Source organism: Halorubrum salsamenti (genome assembly GCF_007671685.1).
GTDB classification, from domain to species: Archaea; Halobacteriota; Halobacteria; order Halobacteriales; family Haloferacaceae; genus Halorubrum; species Halorubrum salsamenti.
The window spans coordinates 410,426-429,305 of sequence record NZ_VCNL01000003.1; the positions used below are offsets into that span (position 1 = coordinate 410,426).

19 protein-coding genes are annotated in these 18,880 nt (G+C 70.1%); 14 read left to right on the top strand and 5 right to left on the bottom strand.

Going from position 1 to position 18,880, the window contains the following annotated elements; translation table 11 throughout:
- Positions 1-33: 33 nt before the first annotated feature.
- Positions 34-1,803 (bottom strand): L-lactate permease, encoded by a 1,770-nt coding sequence (locus tag FGL94_RS11040; protein WP_144924846.1) that lies wholly within the window; start codon positions 1,801-1,803, stop codon positions 34-36.
- Positions 1,804-2,152: 349 nt separating this feature from the next.
- Positions 2,153-2,602 (bottom strand): acyl-CoA thioesterase, encoded by a 450-nt coding sequence (locus FGL94_RS11045; RefSeq protein WP_144924849.1) that lies wholly within the window; start codon positions 2,600-2,602, stop codon positions 2,153-2,155.
- A 121-nt stretch (positions 2,603-2,723) separates the two neighbouring features.
- On the opposite strand from FGL94_RS11045, the gene FGL94_RS11050 reads away from it, so the two are divergent.
- The 6 genes from FGL94_RS11050 to FGL94_RS11070 all read left to right on the top strand — a co-directional run bounded on the left by FGL94_RS11050 (position 2,724) and on the right by FGL94_RS11070 (position 9,014).
- On the top strand, positions 2,724-4,343 hold the full coding sequence (locus tag FGL94_RS11050) for a methyl-accepting chemotaxis protein (protein ID WP_144924852.1): 1,620 nt from the start codon (positions 2,724-2,726) through the stop codon (positions 4,341-4,343).
- Positions 4,340-5,077: a G protein-coupled receptor family protein gene (locus FGL94_RS11055; protein ID WP_144924855.1), complete on the top strand. Its 738-nt coding sequence runs from the start codon at positions 4,340-4,342 to the stop codon at positions 5,075-5,077. The genes FGL94_RS11050 and FGL94_RS11055 overlap by 4 nt, the downstream gene beginning before the upstream one ends.
- A gap of 149 nt (positions 5,078-5,226) precedes the next feature.
- Complete coding sequence (locus tag FGL94_RS11060) at positions 5,227-5,409, top strand: HVO_0416 family zinc finger protein (RefSeq protein WP_095635507.1); 183 nt, start codon at positions 5,227-5,229, stop codon at positions 5,407-5,409.
- An 88-nt stretch (positions 5,410-5,497) separates the two neighbouring features.
- Positions 5,498-5,656: a DUF7563 family protein gene (locus tag FGL94_RS18335; protein WP_008002314.1), complete on the top strand. Its 159-nt coding sequence runs from the start codon at positions 5,498-5,500 to the stop codon at positions 5,654-5,656.
- Between the two features lie 128 nt (positions 5,657-5,784).
- Positions 5,785-7,629: a UvrD-helicase domain-containing protein gene (locus tag FGL94_RS11065; protein ID WP_144924858.1), complete on the top strand. Its 1,845-nt coding sequence runs from the start codon at positions 5,785-5,787 to the stop codon at positions 7,627-7,629.
- Complete coding sequence (locus FGL94_RS11070; RefSeq protein WP_144924861.1) at positions 7,626-9,014, top strand: M24 family metallopeptidase; 1,389 nt, start codon at positions 7,626-7,628, stop codon at positions 9,012-9,014. The genes FGL94_RS11065 and FGL94_RS11070 overlap by 4 nt, the downstream gene beginning before the upstream one ends.
- 39 nt (positions 9,015-9,053) lie before the next feature.
- Here the strand turns inward: FGL94_RS11070 and FGL94_RS11075 are convergent, their stop codons facing one another.
- On the bottom strand, positions 9,054-9,368 hold the full coding sequence (locus FGL94_RS11075) for a DUF7533 family protein (RefSeq protein WP_144924864.1): 315 nt from the start codon (positions 9,366-9,368) through the stop codon (positions 9,054-9,056).
- 128 nt (positions 9,369-9,496) lie between these two features.
- On the opposite strand from FGL94_RS11075, the gene FGL94_RS11080 reads away from it, so the two are divergent.
- Positions 9,497-10,099: a riboflavin synthase gene (locus FGL94_RS11080; RefSeq protein WP_144924867.1), complete on the top strand. Its 603-nt coding sequence runs from the start codon at positions 9,497-9,499 to the stop codon at positions 10,097-10,099.
- A gap of 41 nt (positions 10,100-10,140) precedes the next feature.
- Here FGL94_RS11080 and FGL94_RS11085 read toward each other — a convergent pair whose 3' ends face one another.
- Positions 10,141-10,839, bottom strand: coding sequence for a phosphoglycerol geranylgeranyltransferase (locus FGL94_RS11085; protein ID WP_144924870.1), 699 nt, complete (start codon positions 10,837-10,839; stop codon positions 10,141-10,143).
- A gap of 85 nt (positions 10,840-10,924) precedes the next feature.
- Entirely contained in the window at positions 10,925-12,004 is a 1,080-nt protein-coding gene (locus tag FGL94_RS11090; RefSeq protein ID WP_144924873.1) for a tubulin/FtsZ family protein, read from the bottom strand.
- 223 nt (positions 12,005-12,227) lie between these two features.
- Here FGL94_RS11090 and FGL94_RS11095 point away from each other — a divergent pair, with 223 nt between their 5' ends.
- From FGL94_RS11095 to FGL94_RS11125, 7 genes are all read left to right on the top strand, one after another.
- Positions 12,228-12,941: a DUF7310 family coiled-coil domain-containing protein gene (locus FGL94_RS11095; protein WP_241659159.1), complete on the top strand. Its 714-nt coding sequence runs from the start codon at positions 12,228-12,230 to the stop codon at positions 12,939-12,941.
- 27 nt (positions 12,942-12,968) lie between these two features.
- Positions 12,969-13,439 carry a DUF7311 family protein gene (locus tag FGL94_RS11100; RefSeq protein ID WP_144924879.1) on the top strand — a complete coding sequence of 157 codons (471 nt, stop codon included), beginning with the start codon at positions 12,969-12,971 and terminating at the stop codon, positions 13,437-13,439.
- 33 nt (positions 13,440-13,472) lie between these two features.
- On the top strand, positions 13,473-15,443 hold the full coding sequence (locus FGL94_RS11105; protein ID WP_144924882.1) for an ATPase, T2SS/T4P/T4SS family: 1,971 nt from the start codon (positions 13,473-13,475) through the stop codon (positions 15,441-15,443).
- Positions 15,440-17,263, top strand: coding sequence for a type II secretion system protein (locus tag FGL94_RS11110; RefSeq protein WP_144924886.1), 1,824 nt, complete (start codon positions 15,440-15,442; stop codon positions 17,261-17,263). The genes FGL94_RS11105 and FGL94_RS11110 overlap by 4 nt, the downstream gene beginning before the upstream one ends.
- Before the next feature lie 69 nt (positions 17,264-17,332).
- Positions 17,333-17,821 carry a DUF7283 family protein gene (locus FGL94_RS11115; protein WP_144924888.1) on the top strand — a complete coding sequence of 163 codons (489 nt, stop codon included), beginning with the start codon at positions 17,333-17,335 and terminating at the stop codon, positions 17,819-17,821.
- The gene (locus tag FGL94_RS11120; protein WP_144924891.1) at positions 17,802-18,242 is read left to right on the top strand and encodes a DUF7285 family protein; all 441 of its coding nucleotides are present in this window, start codon (positions 17,802-17,804) and stop codon (positions 18,240-18,242) included. The genes FGL94_RS11115 and FGL94_RS11120 overlap by 20 nt, the downstream gene beginning before the upstream one ends.
- Positions 18,239-18,880, top strand: coding sequence for a DUF7284 family protein (locus tag FGL94_RS11125; RefSeq protein WP_144924894.1), 642 nt, complete (start codon positions 18,239-18,241; stop codon positions 18,878-18,880). The genes FGL94_RS11120 and FGL94_RS11125 overlap by 4 nt, the downstream gene beginning before the upstream one ends.

The window sequence follows — 18,880 nt, forward strand, 5'->3', positions numbered from 1 at the left end:
GAAAAGAGCCGCACCGCCGTACCGTTCCGGCGTTCAGAACACGCCGGGGAACAGCACGTAGCTGAACAGCAGACACAGCAGCCCGACGCCCGTCGCGTAGTACAGCAGCGGGATCAGGTTCAGCCGCATCACCCGCCCCTCCTGTCCGAGGAGGCCGACCGTCGCCAGCGCGGCGACGAGGTTGTGTATCGCGACGAGGTTCCCGATGGCGCCACCGACGGCCTGCGCGCCGACGATGATCGTCCGCGGGAGCCCGAGCTGCGTCGCCGCCTCGAACTGGAACGCGCCGAAGGTGATGTTCGAGACGGTGTTCGACCCGGCCATCGCGGCGCCGAGCGCGCCGATCAGCGCGGCGACGGCGGGGTACGCGACGCCGAGGAGGTCGGCGGTCGTCTGCGCGAGCAGGACGATCATACTGACGCCGCCCGGCGTGTTACCGGGATGCGCGCCGGACTGGAGCATCACCTGCACCATGGCGATGACGAACACCAGCGCGATGAACGGCGAGACGATCTTCCGGCCGGCCTCCTTCCAGGCGTCACCGACCTCCTCGCCGGACATGCTGAAGATCGGGATCGCGAGCACGGCGCTCACGAGCAGCCAGAAGCCCGGTACGTTCATCCACGCGACGGCGCCGTCGAGGCTGGTGCCGAGGATCTCGTTCCAACTGACGATGAAGATGTCCTGGTTGATGAAGTTCGAGATCGGTCCGACCGCGCGCGTCACGACCAGCAGGACCACGAGCAGGACGTACGGCGACCACGCCTTCAGCAGCGACATGTCCTCGACGCCGCTGAGGTCGGCCGCCTCGGCCTCGGGCGAGACGCCGCCGCGGCTGTCCGCGCCCCCGCCGTTCGATCCGTTCGACTGCCCCGGCTCGATCGAGCCGACCCAGTGGTCCGCCCACCTCTCCCGCTCCGGGAACTCCCACTCGTCGTCGGGCAGGAGGTACCCCGCGCGCAGGATGCTCAGGATGATCGCGCCGCCGACCATCGACCCGATGAGCGACGGGAACTCGGCCGTGAGGAACCACGCCGAGATCCAGTACGGCACGGCGAAGGCGATCCCCGACGCCAGACAGAGCGGCGCGACCTCCCAGGCCGGCGCCAGCGAGCGGTCGTCCGGGTCGCCGAAGAAGTAGACGACCATCCCGACCGCGAACAGCGGCATCACGAACCCGACCAAGGCGTGATACGTCGCCGCCCACGCCGCCACGTTGACGGAGAACTCCTGGACGGTCATCCCGCCGTCCTGAATCGCGGTGCGGGTGAACTCGACGCTCTCCATCGGGTTCTGGATCCCGACCACGATCGGCGTCCCCACCGCGCCGTACGTGACGGCGATGATGTGCCCGATGATCCCGGCGACGACCGCCGCGAGCGCCGGGAAGCCGAGCCCCAAGAGCAGCGGCGCGACGACCGCCGCGGGCGTCCCGAACCCGGCGGCGCCCTCGATGAACGTCGCCATGAAGAAGGCGATCAACACGATCTGCACGCGTCGGTCGTCGCTGACCGTCGCGAACCCCTGATTGATCCGGTCGAACGCACCGGCCTCCATCAGGGTGTACAACAGCACGAGCGCACCGAAGACGATCCAGAGGATCTCGATCGCGGTCATAAATCCTCTCGCCGACGCCGCCGCCAGCCAGTTCACCGGCATGCTCCACACGGTGTATCCGATCGCCAGGGCCGCGAGCCACGCCACCGGCATGGCGCGAGTCGCCGGCCAGAGCAACCCGACCAACAGCACGCCAGCGAGAAGCAGCGGGATGGCGGCTACAGCAACGTCGATCCCCGTGGTCATGGCTTCCCCCCTCGGCCACTCTCATTGACACGATTCCGTCCCCGACTCATGTGACAGGTTACCACCCACATACGACGCGAAGTACATCACGTTCATTAATTATAAAAGATGAGTTTCCGGACCACTGGGAACCGGCGGTTCACCTCCACTCGGACTGCGAAAATTTCCGTGATCAAGTTGTTTATAACTCAGCTTTCTGATATCCGATGTTTCCGCCGCCAGCAACGTCCGCGGCGAGCCGGTCGGGGTCCGCGTCCGAGGCGGCCGCCGGACGCGGATATATCCGGAGTCGGTACGTGCCGGCCCCAATGGCACGCGGCGGCTCGGCGTCTCGGATGACTACTGACCTTCAGCGCTCCTCGTCCGGTTCGGCCGCGAGCGCGGCGTCCCGCAGCTTCCGGCACCGGTCGCCCTCCACCGTCAGCTCGGGCACCGGCGTCGGGGTCCCGTCGGCGTCGATCGCGACGAACACGAAGTACGACTCCGTCGTCAACTCGCGCTCGCCGGTCCGGGGGGACTCGCGGAACGCCCGGATCCGCGTGCGGAGACTCGTTCGCCCGACCGCGTACACGTACGACTCGACGATGCAGGTGTCGCCCTGCGGCACCGGTCGCTTGAAGTCGAGCCCGTTGATCTTGGCCGTGACGCACGTCTCGCCGGCGGCGCGCATCGCCGACATCGCGCCGATTTCGTCCATCCACTTGACGACGTTGCCCCCGTGGGCCGACTCGTAGTTGTTCGTGTGGGTGGGCTGGACGCGCTGACGGTTCTCGATGTAGGTGTCGCTGACGGTCGGCATGGCGAACTCCACACGTCCGGGCGTGAAAGGGGCGTCGGCGGGGGCGCAGACAGATTATCACACTCAATAACTCGACGGTTAGTCCTATATGACGCACATATCCACCTTCGAGTAACAATCTATGCTCGGCTCAATAACGGACCACTACGGGCGCCGAGTGGGCGTCCTCGTGTCGCTCGCGCTTGGCACGACGCTGGCGTTCCTCGCGATCTTCGGCGCGCACGTCGCCGCCGTCGGCACGGGCGAGGCGGGGCTCGCGGCGCTGAGCGCCACAGCGGTCGTGGTCACGCTCAATCTCGGGCTCTTGGGAATCGTCCTCGTCGGGAACGTCGGGGTGGATCTGCGGCGGCTCACGGCGGTCGCGGAGGCGATCCGCGACGGCGACTTCGAGGCGAGCGCCGACTCCGACCGACCGGACGAGATCGGGCGGCTGTTCGGCGCCGTCGACGAGATGCGGCGCTCGCTGCGCGACGCGGTCGCGGAGTCGGAGCGGGCGCAGGCCGACGCGGAGGCGGCCCGCGAGGAGGCGGAGGCGCTCACGGACGACCTCCTCGACCACGCCGAGGGGATCGGCTCGGCGATGGAGGACGCGGCCGACGGCGACTTCACCCGACGGCTGCCCGAGGACGCCGACGTGGACGCGATCGCGCGGATCGCCGGCGCGTACAACGAGATGGCCGCGGACCTGTCGGCGACGCTCGACGACCTCCACGCGTTCGCCGAGGACGTGGAGTCGACCGGCGAACGGATGGCCGAGCGCGCCGACGACGTCGCGGAGATGAACGAGACGGTCGCGACGGAGATGCGGGAGCTCGCGGGCGCGCTCGACGATCAGACGGATCGGCTCCGTGAGGCGACCGACGAGACCGACGACTTCTCCGCGATGGTCGAGGAGATCGCCTCCACCACCGACGAGGTGGCGGGCGACGCCGCGGACGCGGCCGAACTCGGCGAGGCGGGCGAGCGACACGCCGCCGAGGCGGTCGACTCCGTCCTCGCGATCGCCGACCTGCTCGGCGAGCTGCAGGAGCTGATCGACGGGCTCGACGACCGGATGGACGGGGTCGGCGAGACCACCGACATGATCGCCGACATCGCCGAACAGACGAACATCCTCGCGCTGAACGCCTCGATCGAGGCCTCCCGCGCCGGGGGCGACGGCGACGGCTTCGAGGTCGTCGCCGACGAGGTGAAGTCGCTCGCGGAGGAGACGCGGGCGTCCACCGAGGAGATCGACGAGACGATCGACGCGGTGACCGGCGACGTGGCGGCGGTGGCCGCGGAGATGGACGAGACGATGGCGGAGCTCGACGAGACCACGGAGGCCGCCCGCGACGCCGGCGACGCGATCGAGGAGCTCACCGGGACCGTCGAGGACGTCGACGTGGCGATGGCGGACATCGCGCGGGCGACCGACGAGGGCGCGACGGGCGTCGAGGCGATCGCGGCGACCGTCGACGAGGTCCACGGGACCGCGGAGGCCGCCGCGGACCGGGCGCGATCCCTCGCGGAGACCGCCGACGAGACCGCGGCGACGATGGAGACCGTCCGCGAGACGGCCGCGTCGCTGTCGGACCGGACCCGGACGCTCGAGCGTCGCCTCGACGAGTTCGACACGCGGACCGATGACGCGGGAACCGGAGACGGTGACGCGGGAACCGGAGACGGCGATGCGGGCGAGACGCCGAGCGGCGACCGCGCCGCGGTTCCTGCCGCCGACGGCGGGGAGGTGGACCGATGATCGAGCCGTCGACGGTGCGGTTCGTCTCCGCGGCCCTGTACGGCGGCTGGGCGGTGGCGCTGTTCGCGGCGGTCCGGCTGAAGCGGCCGGCCGCGCGGCGGTACTGTTACCCGTTCGTCGCGGTGGTCGCCGCCGCCTCGGTGCTCGTCGCCGCTCGCGGCGCGGGGATCGGCGCCGTGCCGGTGGGCACGGGCGAACTGGTGTTGCCACAGACGGTTAGCGACTACGCGACCTACCCACTCCTGTTCGGGTTCGCGGCGTTTGTCGCGGGGGCGAGCCGCCGGTACATCGGGGTCGTCGTCGCGACGATCCTCCTCATGCGGACCGCCTACGACGTGGCCGACGTGGCCGACGGAACGGTCGGGCTCGCGGCGACCGCGGCCATCGTCGTCGGGTACGCGCTACTCGCTTTGCTCTACTTCGGCCCGGTGGCGGCGGCCGCGCGGCGGCGGTCCCCGCGGCGGGCGCTGTTCTACCGGAAGACGCGGAACCTCGTGTTGTTCGTCTTCGGGATCTTGATCACGTGGGCGATGCTCCAGCTGTTCGGCGTCTTCGACGCGTTCACGCAGGCGGTGACGCTGGAGTACATCGACTTCATCCTGCGGGTCGGCTTCGCGGGCTTCGTGATCGCGAACGCCGAGACGCTGCTCGACGACGAGGGCGAGGCAGACGCGACGGCCGGGACCGACCGCGCCGACTCCGGTTCGGGAACCGCCCCGACAGCGGCCGACTGATCGGACAGAGCGGAGTGTAACGGGACGGCCCGAGCCGCGTCGTGAGGTTCGACAGTTCTGTCGGTGAAACCCGACCGTTCGTTGCCGTTTTCGCAGATCGATAGAGCCGCAACAAGATATTTATACCCGCATGGCATTCACTAGCATGCATGTCTAGTAGTGCACCCAGCGCGGACGACGACGTGTTCGACGAGTTCCTGTCCGACCGCGGCCACGAGACGGAGATCGTACGCTGGGAGCGATCCTATAACAAGCTTCAGTGCCCGGAGTGCGGTGCGCTACACCCCGAGGGAACCGCGCAGTGTGACGTGTGCGACTGGCGTCCGACCTGACGCCGACGGCGTCGCACGGTCGGTTAGCGGTTTTCTTTCGACCACATTTGGCGGCAGTATTATGTGGTATCAATCGATAGTGGCGAGTATGCCGACCTGCCAGAACTGCGGTTCGTTCGTCACGACCGACTACGTTCGGGTGTTCACGCCGAACGAGGTCGATCGGCCCCGAGTCTGCCCCGCCTGCGAGGACCTCGTCCGCGACGGCGCCGACGTGCGCGAGGCGCGGGCGACGCGAAGCAACTGAGTCCGCCACTCTCCCGAACCGACCATGTCGACACCCCGACGGAAGACGCGGAGACGGTCCGACGCGGTGTTCCCTCCGGAACGGGCCGAGCCACGGCGTTTAAGGAGAACCGGAGTCTGGAGTAGATAATGACCGATCCCACGGTGACGCGACTGTTCGGCGGTCCGGGCAGCGGGAAGACCACGGCGCTCCTGGACCGCGTCGAGGGGATCCTCGAGGACGACAACGCCGACGTCCGCGACGTGCTCGTCGTCTCGTACACGCGCGCTGCAGCCGCCGAGATCCGCGAGCGACTCGCCGAGCGACTCGACATCTCCCCGCGCAGCCTCCAGGGGAACGTCTGTACCATGCACGCGAAGGCGTACGAGCTGCTCGACCTGTCGCGCGGCGACGTGGTCGGCGAGAGCGACAAAGAGGAGTTCTGTGAGGAGTACGGCATCGAGTTCGAGGACCAGCACGGCGGTGCCGGACGTCGGACCGCGCGGTCGACGACGATCGGCAACAAGATCATCGCCACCTCGCAGTGGCTCCAGCGCACCGAGCGCGACGTGGCCGACTGGTACGACGTGCCCTTCCAGTGGAACGTCGAGGAGGTCCGGCTCCCGCCCGAGGAGGACCCCAACGCCCAGCAGGGGAACAAGTACACCCCGACGTGGCCCTCCGACGACGACCGGATCGACATCCCCGAGACGATCCGCGCGTGGCGCGGCTACAAGGGCGACCACGACCTGGTCGGCTTCGCGGACATGCTCGAACGCGTCGCGCAGCGCTCGCTGGTGCCGAACGTCGACTACCTGATCATCGACGAGTTCCAGGACATCACGACGCTGCAGTACAACGTCTTCGAGGAGTGGAAGCCGCACATGCGGAAGGTGCTCATCGCCGGCGACGACGACCAGGTCGTCTACGCGTGGCAGGGCGCCGACCCCGACCTCCTCCTCGACACCGACGTCGACGAGGACGTCGTCCTCCCGAACTCCTACCGGCTCCCCTCCGAGATCCTCAACGTCGTTAACGCCGAGATCCGCCACATCGACAAGCGACAGGAGAAGGACCTCCACCCCCGCAAGGAGGGCGGTTCCGTCGAGGCGATCGAGTCGCCGTCGATGCTCGAACTCGTGCGGAACGTCCGGTACACCGTCGAGGACGACGAGGGCGACGTGATGTGTCTGTTCCGCGCGCGCTACCAGATGTTCGACTTCATCGACGAGTTCATCGACCACGGGATCCCGTTCACGATGCTGACCGACGGCCGGATGTGGACGGATCGAGTGCAGGACTACGTCAGCGCCATCGAGAAGGCCGACGCCGGCGATCCCGTGAACGGGCTGGAGGCCCGGCGGCTCGCCGACATGCTGCAGGACTCCGCGTTCGGTACCCACGAGCGCGACGAGTTCTACGACTTCCTCGACGACCGCGAGGAGGCGGCCGACGCCGACGACGTCGCCCAGCTCGCGGTGACGACCGACGAGCTCGACGAGTTCATCCCGTTCATGCCGGACACCGCGAGCGCCGACGACATGGTCCGGAAGGTGACGAGCTTCCAGCGGAAGTCGATGGGCGCGTACTTCGACGGCGACTACGGGGGGATGGACCCGACCCGCGTCCGCGTCGGCACCATTCACTCCGCGAAGGGCCGCGAGGCCGACCACGTGTTCGTCGCGACCGACCTCACCGAGAAGGTGGTCGAGCAGATGGCCGCCTCCATCGACGACCCGACCGACGTGGACGGCGTCGAGGAGTTCACGAAGACCACGAGCCCGGTCCCGGTCCTCACCGACAACGAGCGCCGCGTCTTCTACGTCGGGATGTCCCGCGCCCGCGAGCGGCTCGTGATCATGGAGAGCCTCATCAGCGGGGCGCCGACGCTCCCGATCAGCGTCCTGCTCTTTAACGAACTCCGCGACGAGCCCGCACAGGAGCTCGTCGAAGAGGTGCAGGCCGAGCTGGCCGTCCCCGAACCCGAGCCGTGAGCGACGGGAGCGACGACGCCGGCAGTGACGGGGGCGGCGGCGGTTCCGACGCCCCCGCCTCCGGCCAGCTTCGCCCGCTCCGCACCGATCTCACGCCGATCGCCGAGGCGGTCGCAGCCGCCGACGCCGACGCCTTCGTCGCGGTCGGCGACCGCTTCGACGACGACCTCCGGTACCTCACGCGCTTCGCCGGTCCCGACCGACCGTACGCGCTGGTGGTCGTTCCGGACGACGACGCCGCGGGCCGCGCCGTCCTCTGTGCACCCTCGTTGTTCCGCGAGCAGGCCGAACGGGAGTTCGTGGCGGGCGCACGCGACCGAGGAGACGGTGAGGACGACGGCGAGTCGAACGACGGCGAGGGCGAATTCCACGACTGCGTCGCCCGCGAGGTGCAGAGCGAGCGCGTCGGCGACCACGCAGGCGAGCGCGCGGCGGCGATCGTGCGCGACCTGCTCGGCGACGAGAAGGGCGATGACGACGGAGATGACGACCGAGAGGACCGCACCCTCCTCGTCCCCCCGTCGATCCCACACGACGCGGCGGTGTACCTCGAACGCGCCGGCAACGCGCTGGCGTCGACCGACGCGGTCCCGACCGCCCGATCGCGGAAGACCGGCGCCGAGATCGACAGACTCCGTCGCGTCCAGCGAGCGGCGGTCGCGGGGATGGCGCGCGCCGAGACCGTGTTGGCCGCAAGCGAGGTCGTCGGGAGGGAATCCGACGAGGGCTCGGACGCAAACCGCAGGCCCGCCCTCCGCTGGGAGGGAACCCCCCTGACGACCGAGCGGCTGCGCCGAGCCGTTAACGCGACGCTCGCCGCCCGTGGTGTCCGGGACGCGGGCGACACCGCGATCGGCGTCGGCCCGTCGGCGGCCGATCGCCACTTCGTCGGCGACGACCCGATCCGGCCGGGCGAGACAGTGTTGATCGACGTCTCGCCGCGCGGCCCCGACGGCTACCGCGGTGACCTGACCCGGACGTTCGTCGTCGACGGCGACGGCGGCTGGGAGCGTCGGGCGTCCCTCGCGGTCGAGTCGGCTCGGGAGGTCGCGCTCGACGAGGTCGAACCGGGCGTCCCCGCGAAGACCGTCCACGGCGAGGCGGCCGCCGAACTGGGCGCGTACGGGTTCGACCCGAACGCGGGGGAGGGCGAGGCCGGCTTCACCCACGGCACCGGCCACGGCGTCGGCGTGAGTCTCCACGAGTCGCCGTCGCTGTCGGGCGGAACGGAGCTGCAACCGGGCCACGTGGTCACGGTCGAGCCGGGAGTGTACGACCCGGACATCGGCGGCGTCAGGCTGGGAGACCTCGTCGTCGTCACCGAGGACGGCTACGAGGTGCTGGCCGAGTCCCCGCTCGGGATCGTTCCGGGCGCGCGGGAGTGACTTCGGGCAGAAAGCTCGCTTCTCGATCGCAGCCGACGCTCACTTTTCGACCGCGGTGGACTCCTCAGACGCGGCCTCGGTCGTCTCCTCCTCGGTCGATCTCGGTTCGGGGGTATCGAGAGCGAGCAGTCCGCGGAGCTGCCGTGGGAGCAGCCCCGCGAGCAGTCCGCGGAGAATCCGCCCCGGATCGAGGAAGTACTGCGGAAGCACGACCATCGCGGTGGCGACGACGAGCAGGCCGACGCCGAGCGCGACCTCGCCGGCGAACAGACGGATGACCGCGTAGTTCGCGAGCGGGAGGGCGAATATCAGCGACGCCGCCAACCCGACCATGTCGGTCAGTCCGAGCCTCATTGCGACCGCGTTGGCCCCGGGGGGCCAAAAGGGGCGCGGCGCCGGCGGACCGCAGCTGTGGGGCGCGACCGCAGAGGAGCCCCAAGCGAACACCGAACCGATATGTGTCGCCCGCGTCCAGTTACGGTATGTTCACCGGCATCGTCGAGGACACCGGGACCGTCCGCGGGCGGATCGAGACCGAGGACGGGCTCCGGCTTCGGGTCGCCGTCGACGGGTTCGACGACCTCCACCACGGCCAGTCGATCAGCGTCAGCGGGGCCTGTCTCACGGTCGAGGAGTACGATATCGACGCGGAGGAGGGCGGCTGGTTCGAGGTGTTCCTCGCGAGCGAGACGGTCGAAAAGACGTATCTCGGCGAAGTCGCCGAGGGCGACGCGGTCAACGTCGAGCGCGCGATGCCCGCCGACGGCCGGTTCGACGGCCACGTCGTACAGGGGCACGTCGACACCGTCGCCGAGGTGACGGCGATCGAGCGCGTCGGCGAAGACTGGCGGTTCACCGTCTCGATCCCGGGAGCCTACGGCGACTACCTCGTCGACAAGGGGTCGGTGACGCTCGACGGCATCTCGCTGACGGTCGCGGAGAAGCGGGGCGGAGAGTTCGACGTGGCGATCATTCCGACGACCTACGAGCTGACGACGCTCTCGGAGAAGTCGGTCGGCGACCCGGTCCACCTCGAGGTGGACGTGATCGCGAAGTACGTCGAAAACATGGTCGACGGCTACTGACGCGGCCGAAAACGTACGTCGGCCGTATTCCTCAGACCGGCTTACGCGTCCTTCGCGCCCTTCACCGTCTCGCGGACCGCGTCGACGCCCTCGTCGTGGAGCAGGTCGCCGACGACGATCACGTCGCTGTGGGCGGCCATCTCGTTGGCCGACTCGTAGCCGTGGATCCCGCCGCCGTAGAAGAGGGTGGCCTCGTCGAGCGCGTCGTGGGCGGCGGCGACCTTCTCCGAGTCCCCGAACATGCCGGAGTACTCGACGTAGACGATCTCCTGGCCGAACATGCGCTCCGCCACCTTCGCGTAGGCCTCCACGTCGTCGGCGCTGAGGTCGCAGTCGGCCTCCGTCAGCTGGGCGACCGACGCCTCGGGGTTCATCACGATGTACGCCTCGGTGTGCGTCCGGCTCCAGTCGAGGTCGTCGATTCGGACCCACTCCTTGTGCGCGCCGGTGATCCAGAACGGGCCGCCGGCGTTGAACACGGTCGGGATCAGGTAGCCGTCGAGGGCGGGCGAGTCGATGACGACGCCCGGATTCGACGGCTCTTGATAGAGCGGCACGTCGTACTCGGCGGCGGCGTCGACGACGCGTGTCATCTTCTCCGCGGTGACATCGAGGGTCCCGCCGATCTCGATCGCGTCGGTTCCGGTCCGGCAGACGTCCTCGAAGGTGTCGTCCCCGTACAGCTCCTTGTCGGGATCGACCTTCAGCACGTGGTCCCAGTCGTCCCACGGGTTGTTCATCGGAAGCGACTCCACCGGCGGGAACCAAAAAGGTGCGGAACCTGTCTCGCGAGCGGGCGAGTCCGCCGGTCCGCGTGAACGAGACTCAGAGGAGGTCGTCGATCTCGTCGTTCCGGAACGCGTCGGCCGGGTCGGGCTGTTCCTCCGGTTCGTCTCTGACCGCCTGTCGCGCGCGTTCGAGGAACTCCTCGACGCGGCGCGAGCGCTCGACGCCGCCGAGGAGGACCAGGGCGGCCACCCGGTCGGAGTCCATCGGGAAGTCGCCGCCGCGCACCTGCATCGATCCGGTCTCCTCCTGTAGCCACTTGCGCGCCTTCTCCGCCCCCTTCCGCGAGATCCGGTCGGGCTCGCCCGCGATGGCGACGAGAGCGGCGTCCGCCTCGGTCGCGTTCGGGAGCGACATCCCGGTCATCACCGCGCTCCGGACCGTACTCATCACGGTCGTGACGTTCTCCTCGGGGTCCGCCGCCGCGGGCGCGGACGCGAAGCCGACCGCGGCCATACCGCCGGCGCGCAGCGTGTTGATCACCTCGCTCGTATCGACGACCGATTCGGCGACTCCCTCGACCGACTCACCGGCCGCGAGCAGGAGCCCGATCCGCTTCGCCATCGAGGCGTTGATCGCCGCGTAGCCGCCCTCGACCGATTCGCCGGAGGAGCGCCACGCGTCGTTGTCGAGCAGGATCGTCGCGTCGGCCTCGCGGACGAGGGTTTTCAGCGAGCGCCCGGCGTTCACCTGGTACATCGCCCCCTCGTCGCGGCCGGGGAGGATCCCGAGCGCGTACACGGGCACGTCGTACACGCGGCTCAGCTCGCGGACGAGCACGGGCGCGCCGCCCGAGCCGGTGCCGCCGCCGAGCCCCGCGACGACGAACAGCGCCTCCGCGTCGGCGTTCACCTTCGACGCGAGCGCGTCTAACACCTCGACGGCGTCCTCTTCCATCACCTCGGCGCCGAGTTCGTTGTCGCCGCCGACGCCGTGGCCGTTCACCCGGGACTGACCGACGAGGACCGTGTCGAGCGGGAGGGGCGCTAAGTCCGCCGACGCGGAGTTCACAGCGAGCGCGTCGAGCACCGCACCGTAGCCGGCGTCGGCGTCGAACTCGGCGAGCGCGGCCGTGAGCTTCCCGCCCGCCTGTCCGACGCCGAGGAGGACCGCTTTCATTATCGTAAGGTAACCGATCGCGTGGTAATACTTTTTCCCCCGAGATTTAAGTAAGGAACCGCGGCCAGTCGACCGCGTGACCGACGACACTCGCGACCGCGATCGATCCTTCGCCGACGGCGGAGGGGCATCCGAGACGACGAGCGACGGCCGTCCGGGTCGTTCCCCGTCTTTCGGCCGAGCCGACCGTAGGCCGGCCGGAACGGCCGGATCGACACGGCCGATGACAGATCGAGCGATGGAGGACCGGCCGAGCCGGCGAGACGGAGCTGAGACGGGAGCGCGCTCAGAGCGGACCGGGCTCGACCAGACCTCGCTCGCCGGCAAGAGTCAAAGGCGGACCGGCGATTCCGGCGGCGGTCCGTGCGCCGACGTGAACACCGAGTCGAGCACCGATCCGAACCCCGAACCAGGCGACGACCGAGTCGAAGCGCGGCTCCGCGCGGTCGAGCGGGCGATCACCGAGAGCGACGACGCCGTCGCCGACATCGGCGACGAGGCCGCCGCGAGCGCGGAGCGGGAGGAGCTGGCGACTCGGCTCGACAATCTCGAAGCACGCATCGAGGAGCTGGAGGCCGCGACGCAAGCGATCAGGGGGTACGTCGGATCGATCCGAGCGGTGAACCAAGCGGTTGAACGCCGCGCTGACCTCGCGCTCGCGAAGGCAGGCGAGGACGGAGACGCAACCGCGGGCGACAGCCCGATCACGGACAGCAGGGCAGCCGCAGACGAAGACGTAACCCCGGACTGCGACGGGATCGACGACGCCGTGCCGAGTGAGGCCGCCCTCGACGCCGCCGTTCCGTCGGAACGGTATCGCGGGGACGGAACGGGATCGCCGGCCGAGTCGGCGGTCGATCGTGCCGAAACAGACGGCGAGGAAGTGGATGACTCGTGGCGCTCCGGCGCGCTGGATCGGCTCCGTGAGTCCTTATAAACGTCTTCGTACCGCGACGACGGAGCCGTGATCCGTGTCGTTCTCACGGTCCTCGTCGCCGTCGCGCTCCTCTCGGTCTCGATGCCGGCGCTGGAAGACGCCCGCGCCGCGACGACCGAGGAGCGGCTCGGCGCCGAGTCGGACCGTGTCGAGCGGGCGATCGGGGGGCTCGCCTCCGGGTCGATGGACGTCTCTGACCCGTCGCTCGCCGCCCGGACGACGGTAACGGTCCGCGCGCCGAGCGGCGTCACCGCCGCGCGGATCGACCGGCTCGCGCTCGTCGAGCCGGAACGATCAGAGAACGAGTCCGGCGCCGCGCTCCGGTATCGGATCGACAGCGGGCGCGACCGGACCGTCCCGATCGTTCCCAGTGCGACGGCCGCGACCGTCGAAGTCGCCGACGGGCCAATCGCGCTCCGGACGGGCGGCGAGAGCCGTCTGGAACTCCGCCTCGTCGACGACGGCGGCCCGACCGTCAGGATCGCGCGGATCGGGTGAGAGTTTATACGTGATACCGCGACCACGTCCGCCATGAGCTTCGATCTCTCCTCGCTGTCGTCGCTCGGAGGCGGCGACGCGCCGCTGCGCTCGCTTCCGTGGGTCGACGGCGGCGACGACGACTGTCGGTGCGATCCGTCGTTCAGAGAGCCGGTCGGCACCGGCGTCGACGACCGAGTCGTTCTGACGGTCGACGCCGACGACTGCCCCGGACGCGGCGACCTCGCCGCGAGCCCCGCCTGCCTCGCGACCGTCGTGGAGGCGCTGACGGAGCGTGACGCCGACGTGGTTCGGACGCGCCACGCGGGTCGAGAGCGGACCTACGCCGGACGGGCCGCGGCGTGTCTGATTGCCGCCGGGCGGTTCCGCGAGCAGATCGAGTTCCACGAGACGCGGCTCGCAGAACGCGTGACCCGGGAGCCGATCGCGGCGGCACGGGAGGCGAGCGGCCGCGAGGGACCGCCGAAGCGGATCGCCGCGGAGACCGGACTGGCCGAGACCGTCGCGGACGCGGAAGAGACCGGCGATGTGCTGCGGGCGCACGCCGGTCCGACGATCGCGGCCACGCGCGTCGCGTCGGCGCCGCCGCCGGACGCGTCGCTCGTCGACCGATGGGAGATCGACACCGGCGCGACCGTGCGGCTGTACGAGGGCGCGGGGCCGCTGCGGACGTATCACCTCACGCCGCCGTCGACGCGGCTCGACGACGAGGCGGTCGAGCGGCTCGCCGCGGCCAAAGACCGGCTGCTCGACGAACCGACCGGGGGAGACAGGGCTCCGGGACGGGCAGTGCGGTCGGTCGCGGCCGCCGGCGACCCCGTTTCGACGCTGGTCGACGTGCTCCGCAGACACACTCGCGGGTACGGTGCGTTCGAGCACGTGTTCGCCGACGAACGGGTGAGCGACGCGACGCTGTCGGCGCCCGTCGTCGAGAACCCGCTTCGCGTCGTCGCCGACGGGGAACGCTGTCGCACGAACGTCAGGCTACCGCCGGAGGGCGCGGCGACGCTGGCGTCACGGCTCCGGCGGACGAGCGGACGGGGGTTCTCCCGCGCGAGCCCGACGCTCGACGCGACGATCGAGGCCGAAGCCGGTCGGGTTCGGGTCGCTGCGACGACGGATCCCGCCAGTGAGGGTCTCTCTTTCACGTTCCGCCGCGGCGATCCGGACGCGTGGACCCTCGCGCGGCTCGTGGACGTCGAGACGATCACGCCGGCAGCCGCCGGGCTCCTCTCGGTAGCCGTCGAGCGCGGCGTAACCGGGCTCGTCGCCGGCGGTCGCGGCGCGGGGAAAACGACCGCGCTCGGATCGCTCCTCTGGGAACTTCCGGCCGAGACGCGGTCGATACTGATCGAAGACACGCCGGAGCTACCGGCCGAGGCGGTGACTGCAGCCGGACGCGACGTCCAGCGACTCCGCGTGGGCGGCGGCGCGGAGCCGTCGCCGAGCGAGGCGGTTCGGACCGCGCTCCGGCTCGGTGGCGGCGCGATCGTCGTCGGTGAGGTCCGCGGAGAGGAGGCAGCGGCCTTGTACGAAGCGATGCGCGTCGGTGCGGCCGGGGAAGCGGTCCTCGGGACGATCCACGGCGAGGACCCCGCCGCGGTCCGGGAACGGGTCGTCAGCGATCTCGGCGTCTCTCCCTCCTCGTTCGCCGCGACCGACCTGATCGTCTTGCTCGACGATCACCGCGTCGAGACGATCGCCGAGGTCGTCGGCCACGACGGCGAATCCTCGTTCGAGCCGCTGTTCGAGCGAACCGGAACGGGGCTGGTCCCCACCGGTCGGATCGATCGCGGGGAGAGCCGGCTCGTCGAGTCGCTCGCTGAAACCGGCGAACCGTACGCAGCCGTCCGAGATGCCGTCGATCTCCGGGGCGAACGGATCGGAGAGGCGGCGAGAACCGGACGGATCACACCGGAACGCTACGCCGACTGCGACGGCAACAACCGGAGGAGAAACGACGGTCGGCGGAAGAACGACCGCTTCGCCGGTGGTGAACGATGACCGGTTCGGACGGTTCCCTCGGTGAACCCCGACGGCACGGTGCGGCGGACGACGGTGAGGGGTCGGCGGAGCTCCGTCGAGCGATTGCGTTCCTCGGATGGGATGCGACGAGCGCCCGAGTGATCGAAACGGGATACCGAGTCGGAGTGGGTGTCGGACTCGTCTGCGCCGTCGTCGTCTCGTTCGCCGTCGGACCCGTTCCGGGTCTGTTGTCCGGACTGGCAGGCGGCCTAGGTGCCACACACATCGTCCATCGGGGACCGGTGTGGCTCGCCTCGCTCCGGCGGACCAGGGCTCTCGGGGCCGCACCCGGGCTCGTCGGACGGCTCGTGTTGCGGATGCGGTTGGATCCGTCGACGGAACGCGCCGTTCGGTTCGCCGCACGGACCGGGGACGGTCCGCTCGCCGACGGTCTCGCGCGTCGTGAGCGAGCGAACGCCGACGGACCGACCAGTGGGCTCCGAGCGTTCGCCCGCGAATGGCAACCGTGGTTTCCGGCGATCGACCGGGCGGCGGCGCTTGTCCGGACGGCGGCGTCGGCGCCGCCCGAACGTCGAGGGAGGTGTCTGGACCGCGCGCTCGACGCGACGATCGCTGGAACGACCGACCGGCTCGCCGCCTTCGTCGGCGAGGTCCGTGGTCCCGTCTCAGCGCTGTACGCGTTCGGGGTGTTGCTTCCGCTCGCGCTCATCGCTCTCCTTCCGGCGGCCGCCGCGGCAGGAGTTCCGATCGGGTCCGGGATCGTCGCGGCGCTGTACCTCGGCGCGCTGCCGGCGGGACTGCTCGCGGCGTCGGGGTGGCTGCTCTCCCGTCGCCCGGTCGCGTTCGCGCCGCCGAGCATCGACGGAGACCACCCGGACGTCCCGGAGAGAGGGATCCACGCCGCAGTCGCCGGGCTGGGAACCGGAGCCGTCGCCGCCGCCGTCGCAGCGCGGTTCGTCGCCAACTGGGGCGCGCCGGTCGCGGGAGGCGGCGTCGGGGGCGGCGTCGCGCTGTTCGTCGCCGTCCGCCGCCGCAGAGCGGTACTGTCGAACGTCCGCGCCGTCGAGCGCACCCTCCCCGACGCGATGACGGTGATCGGCGGCGACGTGGCCGAGGGCGTCGCCGTCGAGACGGCGATCGCGAACGCCGGTGAACGGCTCGACGGCGCGACCGGCAGACTGTTCGAACGCGCCGGACAGCGGAGCGACACGCTCCGCGTCGGCGTTCGGGAGGCGTTTCTCGGCCGCGGCGGTCCGGCTGTTCCGGTTCCGTCGCCGCGGGTGCAGGGCGCGGTCGCGCTGCTCTCCGTCGCCGCGCGAGAGGGTCGGCCGGCGGGTGACGTGCTGCTCGAACTCGCCGACCAACTAGAGGACCTCCGCGAACTCGAGAGCGATGCTCGACGGCAGCTCGCGACCGTGACGGGGACGCTGACGAACACCGCAGCGGTGTTCGCGCCGCTCGTCGGCGGGGCGACGGTCGCGCTCGCTACCGGTGTCGACACGGTCGACGCTGGGGGGATCGGCGCCGGAGCAGCGGCGGGAGCGGACGTGCTCGGTACCGGTGGTGCCGGAGGCACCGGTGCGACCGGCGGCGGAGTAGTCGGAACGGCTGCGGAATCATCTCCGGGTTCCGACGGCGGCGGAGCACTTTCGGTGCCGATGCTCGGGCGGATCGTCGGCGCGTACGTGTTGGTTCTCGCGGCGCTGCTCACCGCGCTGGCGACCGGTCTTGAACGGGGATTCGACCGGACACTCGTCGCCTATCGAGTCGGGATCGCGCTCCCGACCGCGACCGCGACCTACCTCGTCGCGTTCCGCGGTGCCGGACTGTTGCTGTAGCGAGGCAAGGGACCTTCCGAAGACGGTCCAGAGCGATCTTTTAAGTGCGAAGCCGCGGCCAGCCGCCCCGTGTTCGAGACCCACCTCGACGCCACGTACGCGTGGCTTGGCTTGGCGCTGGTGAGCGTCGCGACCGTCGGTGTCGCCGCCGCGCTCCCGGCCTCCCCACAGCCGGACGCGAGCGGCGTCGCTCATACGATCGACTCGATCGCTGACGGCGAACATCCCGCGACGGCGGAGCACGGGATCGCCGCGGACCGAATCCGCCTCACCGAACGCTCCGTTACGCTCGACGGTGGAGGCGGAACCGTGCGAGCGGCGCTCCGCGCGCCGCGGATAACGCCCGTCTTGGAGGGACGAGAGAAGGACCCCGACGGCGACGGGCTCCGTCGAGTGCTCACCGGCGTCCCACCGGACGCCGAGTTCGACGATCCAAAGGCATTCGCCGCCGCCGCCGAGCGCGTTCGGGCGAGAGACCACGAGTGGCGTCCGGCGCCGGATCGGCTGACCGTGAGACGCGTTCACTACGGAGGAGTACATGTCACGCTCGTCGGGTGAGCAGCTCCTGTGTGGGAAGGGAGGGGAGAGTCGCGCCGCGGTCGAACCGATCGCCGCCCTTGTCGCTGTGCTTGCGGTCGGCGCAGCGCTCGGGTTGTACGTCGTCGCGCTCGACGACGCGGCGCCGGAACGAGAGCGCCCGACTGCCGAATCGACGCTTAATCGGGTCGAACCGGCGGTGACGACGGGTGGAGTCGTCGATCCGGAACGACTGCGCGGCGTCGACGGGTTCCGATACGCCGCGACCGTCTCGATCGAGGCCGACGGCGAGACGTGGACGGTCCGGTCCGGCGACGAGGCGCCGGCGGTTGAGGCCGTTCGAGGCACGGACGCGGTCGCGGTCGCCGAGCGACCGGTAACGGTCGGCGTCCGGCCAGGTCAGAACGTCCGCGGGATTCTTCGGGCGGCGGTGTACCGATGACCAGCACCGTGCTCGACGTGACGGTGCTGCTGCTTTGCGTCTCCGCGAGCGTCGTCGCGCTCGGCGCGGCCGACAGCGACCGCGCGACGATGGGAGCCGAAGCCGCCGAGGTCGCCGATCTGATCGCGACGGAGACGGTGACGGTGACGTACGCGTCGGGCGAGGCACCGAACGGGACGCGGACGGTCCACGCGACGCGCGCCGAACTGCTGGCGCTGGTGGCGGCCGGAGGAGATGGTGAGGAACACGCGGCGAGAGAGGCGTTCGAGTCCGAAGCGCTGTCAGCCATCGAACGCGGTATCGGACCGCGAACGCGGATCGACGCGGAGATGGAAACGAGAGCGTCAGACGGACCTGCGAACGAAACCGGCGGCGAATTGGGGAGCCCCTCGTCGGACGACACAGACGGATCGGCGCTCCGGGGGGCGACCGGGACAGGCATCCCGTGGCGCATCGATCGAGAAGACGGGGGCTCCGAGACGGAGGGATCGGCAACCGAGTCCGAATCACCGGGCCCGGTCGTTGTCGGGAGCGAGCCGCCGCGGGGCGCTGACGTCACGGTCGCCGTGATCACGCATCCGGCTCCGAACGACTCTGACGCGACCGAAACGATCAGGATCGTGATCAGGAGGTGGTGA